Source organism: Stenotrophomonas sp. TWI377 (assembly GCF_039674525.1).
Classification (GTDB): Bacteria; Pseudomonadota; Gammaproteobacteria; order Xanthomonadales; family Xanthomonadaceae; genus Stenotrophomonas.
The window spans coordinates 269465-284643 of the sequence record NZ_JBDJNT010000002.1; the positions used below are offsets into that span (position 1 = coordinate 269465).

Sequence of the window (15179 nt, forward strand, 5' to 3'; positions counted from 1 at the left end):
TACAACGGGAGAGCAGGCTTACGTCACGCGGTCGGCAGCATCGGCCAGCAGCTGCCACAGCTTCAGCACGGTGCGCAGTTCATCCAGGGTCAACGCGCCGAACACGTCCTGGCGCAGCCCGATCAACTGGGTCTCCAGCTGGCTGACCAGGGCCTCGCCCTTGTCGGTCAGCCACAGCAGGTTGGCGCGGCGGTCGCTGGCATCGCATTCGCGGCGGACCAGGTCGCTGGCGGCCAGCTTGTCCAGCAGGCGGACCAGCGAAGGGCCTTCCATGCCCAGCTGGTGGGCCAGCGCCACCTGGCGGATACCCCCGCCGGCGCGCCCGATCATCAGCAGCGGCATGGTGCAGGCAGCGGAAATGCCGTAGCTGCCCAGGGCCTGGTCGGCCAGGCGCTGCCACTGCCGCCCTGCGTATAGCAGGCCGGAACTGAGCTGCATCTGCAGCTGGGTACGTTCGTCGAGGGATCGGTTCATCAGAATAGATAGGATACTACTAATTCGTCTCCTATCAATACCCGTGGCACAACCGCGGCCCAATGACTGCCTGTCCGGACACGGCCCGGGCGCCCCGGCGCAGGACGCCCGAGGGGTCTGTCGGGTACGATGCTTGCCCCCCTTCGGGTGCTGTATGTAATGAGCAAGCAAGACAACGACGCCAACCCCGTCACCCAGGCCGAGGCCGAATCGGCGGTGCGCACCCTGCTGCGCTGGGCCGGTGAAGATCCGACCCGTGAAGGCCTGCTGGATACCCCGCGCCGCGTCGCCGAAGCCTATGGCGACTGGTTCAGCGGCTACCGCGACGACCCGCGCGCCTATATGGAGCGGACCTTCGAGGAAGTGGCCGGCTACGACGAACTGATCGTGCTGCGCGACATCGAGTACGAAAGCCACTGCGAACACCACATGGCGCCGATCATCGGCCGCGTGCACGTCGGCTATCTGCCGGCTGGCAAGGTGGTGGGCATCAGCAAGCTGGCCCGTGTGGTCGAGGCGTACGCACGCCGCTTCCAGGTCCAGGAAAAGATGACCGCGCAGATCGCCCAGTGCATCCAGGACGTGCTGCAGCCGGTCGGCGTGGGCGTGGTGGTGGAAGGTGCGCATGAGTGCATGACCACCCGCGGCATCCACAAGCGCGGCGTCAGCATGGTCACCTCCAAGATGCTGGGCAGCTTCCGCGAGGACGCGCGCACCCGCGCCGAGTTCCTGCGTTTCATCGAAGTGGGCGGCAAGCGCTGATTCCCCGCGCTGTCGCGCGCGGCCGGCAGGCGCTGGGCTTCGGCCCGGCCCTGCGGGTGCGTGCGCGTCCCGTTTCCCTCCCGGCCGCCGCGACCCGCGCGGCCTGTCTTCCTGTCCCCGGTCTCGAATGAAACATCGCGAGCGCATTACCCGTTACCGCCACCTGCGCGAACAATCGCAGTGGAAGCTGCTGGCGGCCGATCACGCGCCGGAGATCATCGGCCTGCTGCAGAGCCTGCTGATGCAGGACGAGCGCACCCTGTCCACCGCGGTGCTGCACGAACGCCTGCAGCGCGCGCTGGATGATCTGAAGGCCGATGAGCTGTCGCGCGATCTGCCGCGCACCGCACAGGCCTACATCGCGCATTGGCTGGCCCAGGGCTGGCTGGAACGCCGCTTGCCCGACGGCGCCGACCAGGAACAGTACGAACTGTCCACCCAGGCCGCGCAGGCGATCCGCTTCGCCGACAGCCTGGAGCAGGCGCGCGCTGCCGCCACCGAGAGCCGCCTGGCCCTGGTGATCGAGCAGCTCTCGCAGCTGGCCGCGCTGACCGAATCCAATCCGGATGCACGCCTGTCCGCGCTGCGCGACGAGCGCGACCGCATCGATGCCGAGATCGCCCGCGTCAGCGGCGGCAAGGTGTCCTCGCTGGATGGCAAGCGCGCGCTGGAACGGACCCGCCAGATCATCGGCCTGGCCGACGAACTGACCGAAGATTTCCGCCGCGTGCGCGATGACTTCGAACGCCTCAACCGTGAATTCCGCGAACGCATCATCGATGACGAAGGCGAGCGCGGCGACGTGCTGTCCAAGCTGTTCGAAGGCGTGGACGTGATCGGCGACAGCGACGCCGGGCGCAGCTTCGAGGCGTTCTGGCGCCTGCTCAATGATGCCGAACAGAGCGCCCAGCTCGATGCCGCGCTGGAGACCGTGCTCGCGCGTGGCTTCGCCCGCAAGCTGGATCGCAACGAGCGCACCTTCCTGCGCGGCTTCACCACCACCATGCTCGAGCGCGGTGGCCAGGTCCACGATGTGCTGCAGCACTTCGCCCGCAGCCTGCGCGGCTTCGTGCAGAGCCGTGGCTACCTGGAACAGCGCCGCCTCAACCAGCTGCTCAAGCAGGCCCAGGGCGAGGCGCTGGGCCTGCGCGACCACATCCCGGCGCAGCGCGGCATCGGCCGCGACCTGCAGCTCACCACCAGCCGGCTGCGCTCGCTGTCGCAATGGAAGCTGCACGACCCGCGCCAGGCGCAGGTGGATGGCAGCGTGCAGCGCAACGACACCGCCGCGATCTCGCTGGAGAGTGTTGGTGATCTGGTGGCCGCCTCTGAAATCGACTTCCGCACCCTGCGCCGCGATCTGCACGACCTGCTCGGCGAGCAGCCGCGGCTGTCGATCGCGCAGGTGCTTGAGCACCGTGAGGCCCCGCAGGGGCTGGGCAGCATCATCGGCTACCTCTCTCTTGGCACCCGCCACGGCGAGGTCGCCACCGATCAACAGGAGATCGCGCAATGGCGCGGCGGCGATGGCCAATGGCGTCGCGCCCGCATTCCGCTGATCTGGTTCACCCAGGAGAAACGCCATGAGCTGGCATGAACAATCCACCGACACCCCGATCGACGGCGGCGCAGACGGGCACGACGACGAACCGGTCGTGGTGACGCCCGTCCTGCGGCGTAACAATGACGTGTTCTACATGGGCGACACCGGCCGGCTGCCGCTCGATGGCCGCCGCGCGCTGTGCCAGCTGCTGATCGGCCCGAGCATCGACCAGCTGCGTCACGCCAAGCTGTGGCCGGCGCTGATCCGCAGCGAAGCGGCGATCCGCTCGGCGCTCTCGGACCTGTTCCTGGAACTGGTGCTGGACCGCGAGAGTGGCGTGGCGTTCACCCGCCAGGCCGATACCGAAGATATCGATGCACCGGTGCTGCTGCGTACCTCGCCGCTGACCTTCATCGACTCGGTGCTGCTGCTGCACCTGCGCCAGCAGTTGGCCGAAGCCGATGCGCGCGGCGTGCGCGCGGTGGTCGAGGATGCCGAGCTGGCCGAAGCACTGGCCGTGTACGAGCGCCACCTGTCCACCGACCGCGCCGGCTTCAACCGCCGCGTCGCCAGTGCCGTGCAGAAGATGAAGGACAACCACATCCTCACCCGCCTCGGCGGCGACGATGCGCGTCATGAAGTCTCGCCGGCACTGAAACTGATGTTCTCCGCCGAAGATGTCGCCGCCCTGGCCCAGGTGTACCGCCGCCTGCGCGAAGCGCCGGCCGACCTCGACGCCTGAGCGCGCGCCCGCGCGCCGCTGCCCTGCCTGGATTGCTAGCCCTGCCATGACCGTCCACATTCCCGCACCCGCCCTGTTCCCCGGCGACCAGCCCGACCCGCGCGCGCAGCAGTTCCGCATGCGCCGCCTGCAGGTCCACAACTGGGGCACCTTCTCCGGCCTGACCGAAGTGCCGATCGCCGAGCGCGGCTTCCTGTTCGTCGGCCGCTCCGGCTCGGGCAAGTCGACCCTGCTCGATGCGATGTCCGCGCTGCTGGTGCCGCCGGCCCTGGTCGACTTCAACGCCGCCGCGCGCGAAGCCGAACGCAGTGGCCGCGACCGCAACCTGGTCTCCTACGTGCGGGGCGCCTGGGCCGACCAGCAGGACAGCGGCACCGGTGAAATCGCCACCCAGTACCTGCGCAAAGGCGCTACCTGGACCGCCCTGGTGCTGGAATACCGCAGCAATGACGGCCGCATCGTCAGCCTGGTGCGCCTGTTCTGGATTGCCGGCAACGGCGCGGCCGCGGCCGATGTGCGCAAGCACTACATGGTGGCCGAGCGCAGTTTCGACATCGCACGTGACCTCGGTGGCTTCGACCTGGACCTGCGCAAGCTCAAGCAGCGCCTGGGCGATGTGCATCACTTCGACAGCTTCGCCAGCTATGCCGAACGGTTCCGCCATGTGCTCGGGATCGAGAACGAGATGGCGCTGCGCCTGCTGCACAAGACGCAGTCGGCGAAGAACCTCGGCGATCTGAACGTGTTCCTGCGCGACTTCATGCTCGATGCACCGCGCACCTTCGATGCGGCCGAGCGGCTGGTCGATGATTTCGCCGAACTCGATGGCGCCCATCAGGCCGTGGTCACCGCGCGCCGCCAGGTCGAAACCCTGCTGCCCGCACGCGGCCACTACGCCGATCTGCAGGCACTGCGCCGCCAGCGCGAAGACCTGGACGAGATGAAGCTGGGCATCGACGGCGTGCGCGAGCAGCGTCGCCTGGCCCTGCTTGAGGCACGCCTGCTGGAACTGGATACCCGCGACCGCGGTCTGTCCGGGGAAGAAGGCCAGCGCCGCAGCGCGCTGGAGAATCATGAAAGCCACCTCGCCGAGCTGGAAGCGCAGCGTCGCCAGCAGGGCGGCGAGCGCATCGAGGAACTGGAGCGCGAGCAGGGCCGTGTCGCCCAGGAGCGCGACCGCCGGCTGGCCAAGCGCAGCCAGGCCAACCACGCCAGCCGCGAACTGGGGGAAACCCTGGCCGAGACCGCGCACGGGTTTGCCGAGCAGCTCGCCCGCGCGCAGGCCCGCCTCGACAACGGCCAGCGCGCCGCGGCCGAGCTGGACGAAGCCATCGCCGAGCGCATGGGCGGCAAGCGCGACGACGAGCGCCGCTTCGCCGAGGTGCGTTCGGAACTGGAGGCGCTCAAGCGCACCCCGTCCAGCATTCCCGCGCCGATGCAGCAGCTGCGCGCGCGCCTGAGCAGCGACACCGGCATTCCCGAGGCGGCACTGCCGTTCGTGGGCGAACTGCTGCAGGTCCGCGACGAAGACGCCGCATGGCAGGGCGCCATCGAGCGCGTGCTGCACGGCTTCGCGCAGTCGCTGCTGGTCGATGAGCGCCACCACGCCGAGGTCTCGGCGTGGATCAACCAGACCCACCTCGGGACCCGCCTGGTCTATTACCGGGTGCGCCGCAACGACGATGCACTGCATGGCCGCGAGCCGGGCGCACGTTCGCTGCTGCACAAGCTGGTGCTGCGCGAGCACGGCTATGCCGGCTGGCTGCGCCGCGAGCTGGGCAAGCGCTTCGACTACGAGTGCGTGGATGCACGCCATCTGCGCGATACCGACCGCGGCATCACCAAGGAAGGCCAGGTCAAGCACCCGGGCGAGCGCTTCGAGAAGGACGATCGCCACAACATCAGCGACCGCCGCCGCTGGCTGCTCGGCTTCAACAACCGCGACAAGCTGGATCTGTACGAGCGCGAAGCGATTGAACTGGCCCAGCGCATCGCTGCCTGCGACAGCGACGTGGCCGGCCTGCGTGCGCAGCGCGAACAGGACGGCAAGGCCCGACTGGCCTGCCATCAGCTGTGCACGCTGGGCTGGGACGAGATTGATGTGGCCGCACCGCTGCAGCGCCTGGACGACATCGCCCAGGCCCTGCACGACCTGCGCGAAGGCAATGCCGATCTGCGCAGGCTGGGCGAACAGATGGAGAAGACCCGGGCCGATGTGGCCCAGGCCAAGCGCACCTATGAAGACGTACGCGTGGAGCGCGGCCAGCTCGGCCGTGAACACGAACGCCTGGAACGCCTGCACGAGCAGTGCGCGCCGCTGGCCAAGCGCGTGGTCACGCCGCTGCAGCAGCAGGGCCTGGACGAACGCCTGAAGGCGCTCGGCGTGCTCAGCCTGGAGAACCTGGAAGCCCACTTCCGGCAGATCAGCAACACCCTCAACGAACAGCTCGGCGGTGCCCAGGCCGAACACAACCGGCTGGAAAACCTGCTGCTCGGCTGCTTCCGCCGCTACTGCCAGGCCTGGCCGGAAGACAGCGGCGACTTCACCGTCAGCCTGTCCAGCGCCGAAGATTTCCTGGCCCGCCTGCAACGGCTGGAGAACGATGGCCTGCCGCAGCACGAGGCACGCTTCTTCGATCTGCTGCAGAGCCAGAGCAAGAACAACCTGTTGGCCCTGCAGCGGCACACGGCCGAGGCGCGCAAGTCGATCGCCCAGCGCCTGGACGAGGTCAATGCCTCGCTGGAGCAGGTACCGTTCAATCGCGGCACCCTGCTGACCATCGAACTCACCGACCGCCGCCTGCCCGAGGTACTGGATTTCCACCAGCGCCTGCGTGACGTGCTGTCCCAGCAGCAGACCGAGCAGCGCGAACTGGCCGAAGCGCAGTTCGCGGTGCTGCGTGAGCTGGTCGCCAAGCTCGGCTCGCAGGAAGGCGAGGACAAGCGCTGGCGCGAGCTGGTGCTGGACGTGCGCCTGCATGTGGAATTCGTCGGCGTCGAGCTCGACGCCGCCACCCGCCAGCAGGTCGAGATCTACCGCAGCGGTGCGGGCAAGTCCGGCGGTCAGCGCCAGAAGCTGGCCACCACCTGCCTGGCGGCCGCGCTGCGCTACCAGCTCGGTGGCGCCGACGGCCAGCTGCCCAGCTACGCGGCGGTGGTGCTCGATGAAGCCTTCGACAAGGCCGACAACGAGTTCACCGCGTTGGCGATGAACATCTTCGACAACTTCGGGTTCCAGATGGTCGTGGCCACCCCGCTGAAGTCGGTGATGACGCTGGAGCCGTTCATCGGCGGTGCCTGCTTCGTGGAGATCAGCGGTCGCCACGACTCCGGCGTCCTGTTGATCGAGTACGACGACGAAGGCAAGCGCCTGAAGCTGCCCGAGCGTGCCCGCGCCGGCGAGACGACGGCGGCACCGGCACCGGCCGTGATTGCCCCGCCTGCCGTAGTGGATGCCCCCGAGGCGATGGCCACTGAAGTGATGGCGGCCTCGATCGACGAGGACGCCCACGTCGAGGCCGAGGTCGTGGCGGCGCCGGCAGCGGCGTCGGCATCCCGCCCAAAGAAGGCTGTGCCCCAGGTGCCGGCAAAGAAAGCGGCAAAGAAGACGGCCACCAAGGCCGCGCCCGAGGCGCCCGCAAAGAAGCCCGCCAAGCCCAAGCGCTGAGCAACCGACGGGTCAGCCCCAGGGCTGGCCCGTCCTGCTAACCGGCGAAGGTGTCCCAGCCCATCCGGGCGATCAGCACCACCACCAGGCCGACGAACAGCTTGCGGATGAAGGGCGTGCCACCGCGCAGCGCCATCCGCGTGCCGACCACCGAGCCGATGATGTTGGCCGCGGCCATCGGCAGTGCGAACAGCCACAGGATGTTGCCGGTCGGCACGAAGAAGGAGATCGCCGCCACGTTGGTCGCCAGGTTCACCACCTTGGAGGCGGCCGACGCACGCAGGAAGTCCAGCCCGAAGAAGCGCACGAACAGGAAGATCAGGAAGCTGCCGGTGCCGGGCCCGAAGAAGCCGTCGTAAAACCCGATCACCGCACCGATCGCCAACGCGGTCACCAGTTCCTTGCGGCCGATCTCGCGCGGGCGGTGCAGGGCACCGAAGTCCTTCTTCCACAGCGTGTAGCCGAGCATCGCCACCAGCAGCACCAGCACCAGCGGGCGTACCGCGTCCTTGGGCAGCAGGCTGACCGCCGTGGCCCCGGCAAACGAGAACACAAACGCCGTGCCCGCCGCGAACAGTACCGGCCGCCACGGGAAGCGCACATTGCGCGCGTAGCGGAATGCGGCAGCCGCCGTGCCGAACATCGAGCTGAACTTGTTGGTGCCGAACAGCATCGCCGGCGTGTGCTGCGGCAAGACGGTGAACAACCCGGGCAACTGCACCAGCCCACCGCCGCCGACGGCGGCATCGACCAGGCCGGCGATGAAGGCGATCGCCACCAACCACAACAGCTCAGGGGGAACCAGCTCAAGCACGGCAGCACATCGCGGCAGAAGGCGCGCCAGCATACGCCCGGTCATCGCGCGACAATACCCCCATGACCACCGCCATCTCCGACCCCTGTCCCTGCGGCCGCCCACTGGCCTACGCCGCCTGCTGCGGCCGCTACCACGCCGGCACACCCGCGCCGGATGCCGAAGCGCTGATGCGCTCGCGCTACAGCGCCTACGTGCGCCACCTGGCCGGGTACCTGCTGGCCAGCTGGCACCCGTCCACGCGCCCGGCCGAGCTGTCGCTGGACGAAGCACCCGGCCAGCGCACGCAGTGGCTGGGGCTGACGATCCACGCACATACCCGCTCAGATGCCGACCACGCCCAGGTCCGTTTCACCGCGCGCTACAAGGTCGGCGGCGGCAGTGCGGTGAAAATGCTCGAACACAGTCGCTTCGTCCGCGAAGACGGCCGCTGGTTCTATCTCGACGCATTCTGAGCGTTGTCACCCGATCCATGCCGTGCCATGACGTGGCGCTCACCCCGGCTGGCCGATCCTGATCGCGATGACTACCGCCGTTGCTGCCGCACCTCCGCATACTGCCGCCCCGCCGACGTCGCTGGCCGCCCGCTACGCCAGCGTGCGCGCCCGCACGGTCGCGCTGGCCGCCCCCCTCAGTGCGGAAGACGCCATGGTGCAGAGCATGGCCGACGCCAGTCCGGCCAAATGGCACCTGGCCCACACCACGTGGTTCTTCGAGCGCTTCGTGCTGGCCACCCGGCCCGGCTACGCACCGGTCGATGCGGACTGGCATTACCTGTTCAACAGCTACTACCAGAGCATCGGCCCGGCCCATGCGCGCCCCCAGCGCGGTCTGCTCTCGCGGCCCTCGCTGGATGAAGTGCTGCATTTCCGCGCCGAGATCGACCAGCGCGTGATCGCTGCGCTGCAGGCCGGCAGCCTGAGTGAGCAGGCCCAGCAGCAGCTGCTGCTCGGCCTGCACCATGAGCAGCAGCACCAGGAACTCCTGCTGACCGATATCAAGCACGCGTTCTGGTCCAACCCGCTGCAGCCGGCCTACCGCGAGGATCTTGTCGTGGCGCCGGCCCGTGCGCTGCCGCTGCAGTGGCTCAGCAGTCCCGAACAGATCGTGGAGATCGGCGCGCCGGTCTGGCCCACCCGCCCCACGTTCGCCTATGACAACGAATCGCCGGTCCACCGCGTATTGGTGCCCGCGCATGCGCTGGCCAACCGCCCGGTCAGCAACGAGGAGTACCGCCAGTTCGTGCAGGCCGGTGGCTACCGCGAGCCGCGTTGGTGGATGAGCGAAGGCTGGACCCTGTGTCAGGAGCAGCACTGGGAGCATCCACTCTATTGGGATGACGCGCTGGAGCGGGAGTTCACCCTCGGCGGCTGGCGTGCGCTCGACCCCCACGCACCGGTCTGCCATCTCAGTTACTTCGAAGCCGACGCCTACGCACGCTGGCAGGACGCCAGGCTGCCCACCGAATTCGAATGGGAGGCCGCCACCGCCGGCCGGCCGCTGCGGGGTCGCTTCGCCGATACCGATCACCTCCACCCGGGCGGGGCGGCGGAAGAAGGCGATCTCGTCCAGCTGTTTGGCGATGTCTGGGAATGGACCAGCAGCGCCTACGGGCCGTATCCCGGCTTCCGCACCTTCCCGGGCAACCTCGGTGAGTACAACGGCAAATTCATGTGCGGGCAGTGGGTGCTGCGCGGAGGCAGCTGCGCCACCCCGGCCGATCACCTGCGCGCCAGCTACCGCAATTTCTTCGCGCCGTCGGCCCGGTGGCAGTTCGCCGGCCTGCGCCTGGCCCGGGATGCCGCATGAGTTCGGTCCGTGATGCACTCCAAGCGTTGACCGATCTGCAGCCGGATCGGGACCAGATCACCGCCGACATCCTGCGTGGTCTGTCCACCACGCCGCGGCAGCTGCCCTCCAAGTACTTCTACGATGCGCAGGGCTCGGCGCTGTTCGAGCAGATCACCCAGCAGCCGGAGTACTACCCGACCCGCACCGAGCTGCAGCTGCTGCAGGACTGCGCGCGTGACATCGCCAAGGTGGTCGGCCCGCGCCTGCATGTGGTCGAGCTGGGCAGTGGCAGCGGGCGCAAGACCGAACTGCTGCTGCATGCGCTGCGGGACCCGGTCGCTTACACCCCGATCGAAATCTCCCGCGCCGCGCTGCTGGACAGCATCACCCGGCTGGCCCCCTCGCTGCCGGACATCGAAATGCTGCCGGTCTGCGCGGATTTCACCCAGCCGGTGCAGTTGCCATCGCCGCAGCGCGAGCCGGCCCGCCACCTGGTGTTCTTCCCTGGCTCGACCTTGGGCAACTTCGCCCACGACGACGCCGTCGCCCTGTTGAAGGCGATGCGCCAGACCATGGGCCCGGATGGCATGGCCCTGATCGGCATCGACCTGCACAAGGACGCGGCGTTGATCGAAGCGGCGTACAACGATGCCGCCGGGGTCACCGCCGAGTTCACCCTCAATCTGCTGCGTCGGCTCAACCGCGACATCGGCAGCGATTTCGATCTGGACGGCTTCCGCCATCGTGCCCGCTACAGCGTGCCGCGGCTGCGCATCGAAACCGAGCTGGTCAGCCAGCGCGACCAGCGCGTGCAGGTGGGGGGGCAGAGCTTCGACTTCGCCGAAGGCGAGGCGATGACCGTCGAGTACAGTCACAAGTACACCGATGCGGTGTTCGCCGCGATGGCCGCCGCCGCCGGCCTGCGCGTGACCGCCCACTGGAACGCCACCGATCCCGCCTTCGGCCTGCGTCTGCTGCAGCCGGCCTGACCTGCGCGGCATTGCCGCTATGATGCAGGTCCACTGGCTGCAAGGATTCCGCCAATGCGATGGTCGCCCCTGTTGTTGGCCGGGCTGTGGCTCGGCGCACCGTCGATCGCGGTCGCCGCGCCGGACGCATTCGCCACCTGCCTGGTCACGCTGAAGGCGCAGGCCGGCAAGCAGGGCATCAGCGCCGAGCGCTTCGAGGTGCTCACCGCCGGGCTGACCCCCGACCCCAGCGTGTTGCCGCTGCTGGATGCACAGCCGGAGTTCACCACTCCGTTGTGGGATTACCTGGCCGCGCTGGTGGATACCCAGCGCGTTGATGACGGGCGCTCCCGTCTGATCGAGCACCGTGATCTGCTGGCCCGTGTTTCGGCCGAGTACGGTGTCGATGCCGCCACCATTGTCGCGGTGTGGGGCGTAGAGAGCGATTACGGCCGCGTGTTCGGCAAGCGCCCGCTGCTGCAGTCGTTGGCCACGCTCTCCTGCGAAGGCCGCCGCCAGCCCTTCTTCCGCGGTGAACTGCTGGCCCTGCTCAAGCTGATCGATGCCGGCGACCTGCGCGCCGAGGGCCTGACCGGCTCGTGGGCCGGCGCCTTCGGCCACACCCAGTTCATGCCCTCCACCTATGCGCGCATCGCGGTGGATGGCGACGGCGATGGTCGCCGCGATCTGGTCGCCTCGATTCCCGATGCGCTGGCCTCCACCGCCAACTACCTCAAGAAGGCGGGCTGGCGAACCGGGCAGCCATGGGGCATCGAAGTAAAGATTCCCGCTGGCTTCAACGCCAGCGTGGCCGGGCGTACCCAGCGCAAGCCACTGGCCGACTGGCGCGCGCTGGGCATCGTCCCGGTGGCCGGTGGTGCTCTGGCGCCCGCCGGGCTCCCGGCCGACAGCAACGCGGCACTGCTACTCCCGACCGGTGCCAAGGGCCCGGCGTGGCTGGTGTTCCGCAACTACGACGCGATCTACGCCTACAACGCCGCCGAGAGCTACGCCCTGGCGATCGCCACCCTGGCCGATCGCCTGCGGGGTGGTCCGGGTATCGTCGCCGCCTGGCCGACCGACGATCCCGGCATCGGCCGTACCGAACGTCGAGAGCTGCAGACCCTGTTGCTGGCCCGCGGCCACGATATCGGTACGGCCGACGGCATGATCGGTACCGCGACCCGCCGCGCCATCCAGGCCGAGCAGCAGCGCCTGGGCTGGACCCCCGCCGATGGCCGTGCCGGCCAGCGCATTCTCACCGCCCTGCGCGGTGCTCCTCCTTCTTCCACACCGACCATGCCCGCATCCACCGTGTTCACCCTGCCGCCCAATCACGCCCAGTATGTCCAGTCCCCGGCCGCGCCGCGCGCTGCCCTGCCCAAGGTGCCTGGCCTGAGCCTGGCCGACATCCAGGGCTTCCCCGCGTGGACGGTCCAGACCCCGTTCGCCACCGCCGCGATCAGCGTGTTCGGTGGCCAGCTCCTGTCCTATGTGCCCAAGGGCGGGCAGGACGTCATGTGGCTCTCGCCGAGCGCCCAGCCGCTGCCGACCCCGATCCGCGGGGGCAGCCCCGTGTGCTGGCCGTACTTCGGCCGCCAGGGGCAGGGCAATGACGTGCCCTCGCATGGCTTCGTCCGCAACGTGCCATGGACCCTGCAGCAGGCCCGTCGAGAGGCCGACGGCACCATGGTGCTGACCCTGGCGCCGCCGGTGCTGGAGAACCTGGACCTGCGCCTGCGCATGGAGCTGCGCATCGGCCGGACCCTGGAACAGCGCCTGATCACCGAAAACACCGGCCGCCAGCCGGTCGCCTTCACCCAGGCCCTGCACAACTACTTCCATGTCACCGATGCGATGCAGGTCAGCGTGGAGGGCCTGGATGGCCTGTCCTACCTGGACAAGTTCGAGAATTACGCGACCCCGCGCCAGCAGCAGGGCGACTGGAACCTGCGCGACCCGCGCGATCCCGGCCGCAGCGACCGCATCTATACGCAGGCCGGCGGCCGCTACGTGCTCAAGGACCCGGGCCTGAAGCGCCGCATCGAGATCACCACCACCGGCAGCCGCTCGCTGGTCGCCTGGAACCCGGGCGAGGCCGGCGCCAGCAAGATGGCCGATGTCGGGGCCGGCTGGCGCAACTATGTGTGCCTGGAAGCGGCCAATGCCGGCCCGGATGTGGTGACCCTGGCACCGGGTGCGCAGCACGTGCTGCAGCAGACGCTGGCGGTTCGCCCGCTATGAGTACGGTTCCGTCCCCGGCCCGGCCGGACGAGACGGCCGAGGATCCTTATCGCGCGCCCAGCACCGCCCTGCACGAGGCCATGATCGACGCCCAGATCGATGCGGCCGTGGCGGTGCATGACCGCCATCCGCTGCTGGCGAAGGCGGTGGGCGACAACTTCGCGTTGTATGCCCGTCGCTGGCATCTCGATGAGGCCGGTGGCCGCTGGCCGCGCCCGTGGCACTGGCCGGCCGTCCTGTTTGGCTTCCACTGGCTCATGTACCGGCGTATGTACCTGGTGGCATTCGCGGTGCTCATGGCCGATTTCGCCATTGGCATGGCGATGGTCCTGCTGGACCTGGCGGTGGGCGGCGTCGTGTTATCGCTGGGTGTGCGGCTCTCGCTGGGCATCTTCGGCAATGCGCTGTACCGCTGGCATTGCCGCCGCATGGTGGCGCGGGCGCAGGCCCGTTTTACCGGGCAGCCGGAGCGGATCAACGCCGAACTGGTACGCCGCGGGGGTACCAGCCGGCTTGCCCTGGGCCTGGGCCTGGCACTGTTCGTCGTACTGCGTATCTTCGAAGGCGCGTGAGGCGTCAGCGGGCGACCGGACGCGGTCGCAGTGCTGCCAGGCAGATGCCGCCGGCGACCAACCCCCAGAACGCCGAGCCGATCCCGGCCAGCGACAGGCCCGAGGCGGTGACCAGGAAGGTCACCAGCGCCGCTTCGCGATCGGCCTCCTCACGCAGGGCCGTCGCCAGGCTGTTGGCGATGGTGCCCAACAGTGCGATGCCGGCCACGCAGGCCACCAGTTCCTTGGGGAAGGCGGCGAACACGGCCGCCACCGTCGCCCCGAACAGGCCCACCACGATATAGAAGGCGCCCGCGGCCACCGCGGCGGTATAACGGCGGGCCGGATCCTCGTGTGCCTCACGGCCCATGCAGATCGCGGCGGTGATCGCGGCCAGGTTGAGCCCATAGGCGCCAAACGGGGCGAGCAGCGTGTTGACCACCCCGATCCAGCCGATCACCGGCGATACCGGTGTGTCGTAGCCGGAGGCACGGATCACCGCTACGCCCGGGATGTTCTGCGAGGCCATGGTGACCACGAACAGGGGCAGGGCGATGCCGAACACCGCCGACCACGACAGCGTTGGCCAGGTGAATACCGGCGTGGCCAGTTCCAGCCGCACGTCCTGCATATGAAGCAGGCCCTGACCGGCCGCCACCATGACACCGACAAGCAGGGTGGCGATCACCGCATAGCGCGGGAACAGCCGTCGCCCGATCAGCCAGGTGGCGAACATCGCCAGTGCCATGCCCAGCTGGGTGCCCATCGAGACGAACACATCCAGCCCGAAGCGCAGCAAGACGCCAGCAAGCATGCCCGCGGCCAGCGCCATCGGCACACGCTTCATCAGCTTCGCGAAGATCCCCGAGAAGCCGGCAAGCATCCCGAGCACGGCAGCCAGAACAAACGCACCGATTGCATCGCTGTAGCCGGCCGCGCCCGCACCCACCACGAGCATGGCCGCACCCGGCGTGGACCATGCAGTGACGACCGGCATCCGATAGCGCAGTGACAGACCAATACAGGTCACGCCCATGCCAAGGCCCAACGCCCACATCCACGAGGCGATCTGCGCCTGGTCGGCGCCTACCGCGCGTGCGGCCTGGAACACGATCACCGCCGAACTGGCGAAGCCCACCAGTACCGTAATGAAGCCCGCCATCACCGCAGGCAGGGAGAGATCGCGCCACAACGAACGTTTGCCTACCGCGGACATCGCATGCATTCCTGATGACTAGAGATGCATTGTTAGCAAGCCAGCGGCAGCACGCGCAACGCGCGTGCTGCCGCGCTTGTTGATGAGCAGCACGTATGGATGACGCGTTGATGAAAAAGATCGACGAAAACGCTTGACGAATTTTCAGAAGTCTTTAGTATTCGCTCCCTCGCTGCGACGCGGTCTTCACCCCGGTGAACACCCACCCGCAGCGACGGCAACAAGCTTCGAAAGAAGGTGTTGACGGAAACGAAAAGCCTGACATAATAGGCGGCTCGCAACGACGAAAGCCTCTGAGGCGAACGACGAAGCGGCATCGGCAACAACGGTTCACTTCGGTGAAACGGCCTTGAAAAAAGGTGTTGACGAAGCAGATAAGCCGGTCTACAATGGGCGGCTCGCAACGA

General features: G+C 68.3%; 12 protein-coding genes and 1 pseudogene. 9 read left to right on the top strand and 4 right to left on the bottom strand.

Features of this window, described 5'->3' with window-relative positions:
• Positions 1-18: 18 nt before the first annotated feature.
• The gene (locus tag ABE546_RS04555; RefSeq protein WP_313211297.1) at positions 19-474 is read right to left on the bottom strand and encodes a MarR family transcriptional regulator; all 456 of its coding nucleotides are present in this window, start codon (positions 472-474) and stop codon (positions 19-21) included.
• 159 nt (positions 475-633) lie between these two features.
• On the opposite strand from ABE546_RS04555, the gene folE reads away from it, so the two are divergent.
• From folE to ABE546_RS04575, 4 genes and pseudogenes are all read left to right on the top strand, one after another.
• Positions 634-1236, top strand: coding sequence for a GTP cyclohydrolase I FolE (gene folE, locus ABE546_RS04560; protein WP_019183982.1), 603 nt, complete (start codon positions 634-636; stop codon positions 1234-1236).
• A gap of 127 nt (positions 1237-1363) precedes the next feature.
• A complete protein-coding gene (locus ABE546_RS04565; protein ID WP_346462810.1) occupies positions 1364-2833 on the top strand; it encodes a DUF3375 domain-containing protein in 1470 nt (489 codons plus the stop codon).
• Between the two features lie 88 nt (positions 2834-2921).
• Positions 2922-3521, top strand: a pseudogene (locus ABE546_RS04570) (DUF4194 domain-containing protein); the annotation flags it as partial.
• A 46-nt stretch (positions 3522-3567) separates the two neighbouring features.
• Positions 3568-7188 carry an SbcC/MukB-like Walker B domain-containing protein gene (locus tag ABE546_RS04575; protein WP_346462811.1) on the top strand — a complete coding sequence of 1207 codons (3621 nt, stop codon included), beginning with the start codon at positions 3568-3570 and terminating at the stop codon, positions 7186-7188.
• Between the two features lie 37 nt (positions 7189-7225).
• On the opposite strand, the gene ABE546_RS04580 is transcribed toward ABE546_RS04575, so the two are convergent.
• The gene (locus tag ABE546_RS04580) at positions 7226-8002 is read right to left on the bottom strand and encodes a TSUP family transporter (RefSeq protein ID WP_070474219.1); all 777 of its coding nucleotides are present in this window, start codon (positions 8000-8002) and stop codon (positions 7226-7228) included.
• A 62-nt stretch (positions 8003-8064) separates the two neighbouring features.
• Between ABE546_RS04580 and ABE546_RS04585 the strand changes: the two genes are divergently transcribed.
• From ABE546_RS04585 to ABE546_RS04605, 5 genes are all read left to right on the top strand, one after another.
• On the top strand, positions 8065-8457 hold the full coding sequence (locus ABE546_RS04585; protein ID WP_313219792.1) for a YchJ family metal-binding protein: 393 nt from the start codon (positions 8065-8067) through the stop codon (positions 8455-8457).
• A gap of 67 nt (positions 8458-8524) precedes the next feature.
• Complete coding sequence (egtB, locus tag ABE546_RS04590) at positions 8525-9811, top strand: ergothioneine biosynthesis protein EgtB (protein ID WP_313211301.1); 1287 nt, start codon at positions 8525-8527, stop codon at positions 9809-9811.
• Entirely contained in the window at positions 9808-10782 is a 975-nt protein-coding gene (egtD, locus tag ABE546_RS04595) for an L-histidine N(alpha)-methyltransferase (RefSeq protein WP_346462812.1), read from the top strand. The genes egtB and egtD overlap by 4 nt, the downstream gene beginning before the upstream one ends.
• A gap of 54 nt (positions 10783-10836) precedes the next feature.
• Complete coding sequence (locus tag ABE546_RS04600; RefSeq protein ID WP_346462813.1) at positions 10837-13005, top strand: lytic murein transglycosylase; 2169 nt, start codon at positions 10837-10839, stop codon at positions 13003-13005.
• A complete protein-coding gene (locus ABE546_RS04605; protein WP_313219788.1) occupies positions 13002-13577 on the top strand; it encodes a DUF2628 domain-containing protein in 576 nt (191 codons plus the stop codon). The genes ABE546_RS04600 and ABE546_RS04605 overlap by 4 nt, the downstream gene beginning before the upstream one ends.
• A 4-nt stretch (positions 13578-13581) precedes the next feature.
• Here ABE546_RS04605 and ABE546_RS04610 read toward each other — a convergent pair whose 3' ends face one another.
• Both ABE546_RS04610 and ABE546_RS04615 read right to left on the bottom strand, forming a co-directional pair.
• Positions 13582-14772: a benzoate/H(+) symporter BenE family transporter gene (locus tag ABE546_RS04610; protein ID WP_346462814.1), complete on the bottom strand. Its 1191-nt coding sequence runs from the start codon at positions 14770-14772 to the stop codon at positions 13582-13584.
• A gap of 32 nt (positions 14773-14804) precedes the next feature.
• The coding region (locus ABE546_RS04615; RefSeq protein ID WP_346462815.1) for a hypothetical protein at positions 14805-15179 on the bottom strand (375 nt) is incomplete at its 5' end.

What these genes read in the sequence shown, in the direction of transcription:
- folE (WP_019183982.1), top strand. Translation starts at nt 634, where the DNA reads ATGAGCAAGCAAGACAACGACGCCAACCCCGTCACCCAGGCCGAGGCC.
- ABE546_RS04555 (WP_313211297.1), bottom strand. Translation starts at nt 474, where the DNA reads ATGAACCGATCCCTCGACGAACGTACCCAGCTGCAGATGCAGCTCAGT.
- ABE546_RS04600 (WP_346462813.1), top strand. Translation starts at nt 10,837, where the DNA reads ATGCGATGGTCGCCCCTGTTGTTGGCCGGGCTGTGGCTCGGCGCACCG.
- ABE546_RS04605 (WP_313219788.1), top strand. Translation starts at nt 13,002, where the DNA reads ATGAGTACGGTTCCGTCCCCGGCCCGGCCGGACGAGACGGCCGAGGAT.
- ABE546_RS04585 (WP_313219792.1), top strand. Translation starts at nt 8,065, where the DNA reads ATGACCACCGCCATCTCCGACCCCTGTCCCTGCGGCCGCCCACTGGCC.
- ABE546_RS04575 (WP_346462811.1), top strand. Translation starts at nt 3,568, where the DNA reads ATGACCGTCCACATTCCCGCACCCGCCCTGTTCCCCGGCGACCAGCCC.
- egtD (WP_346462812.1), top strand. Translation starts at nt 9,808, where the DNA reads ATGAGTTCGGTCCGTGATGCACTCCAAGCGTTGACCGATCTGCAGCCG.
- ABE546_RS04565 (WP_346462810.1), top strand. Translation starts at nt 1,364, where the DNA reads ATGAAACATCGCGAGCGCATTACCCGTTACCGCCACCTGCGCGAACAA.
- egtB (WP_313211301.1), top strand. Translation starts at nt 8,525, where the DNA reads ATGACTACCGCCGTTGCTGCCGCACCTCCGCATACTGCCGCCCCGCCG.
- ABE546_RS04610 (WP_346462814.1), bottom strand. Translation starts at nt 14,772, where the DNA reads ATGTCCGCGGTAGGCAAACGTTCGTTGTGGCGCGATCTCTCCCTGCCT.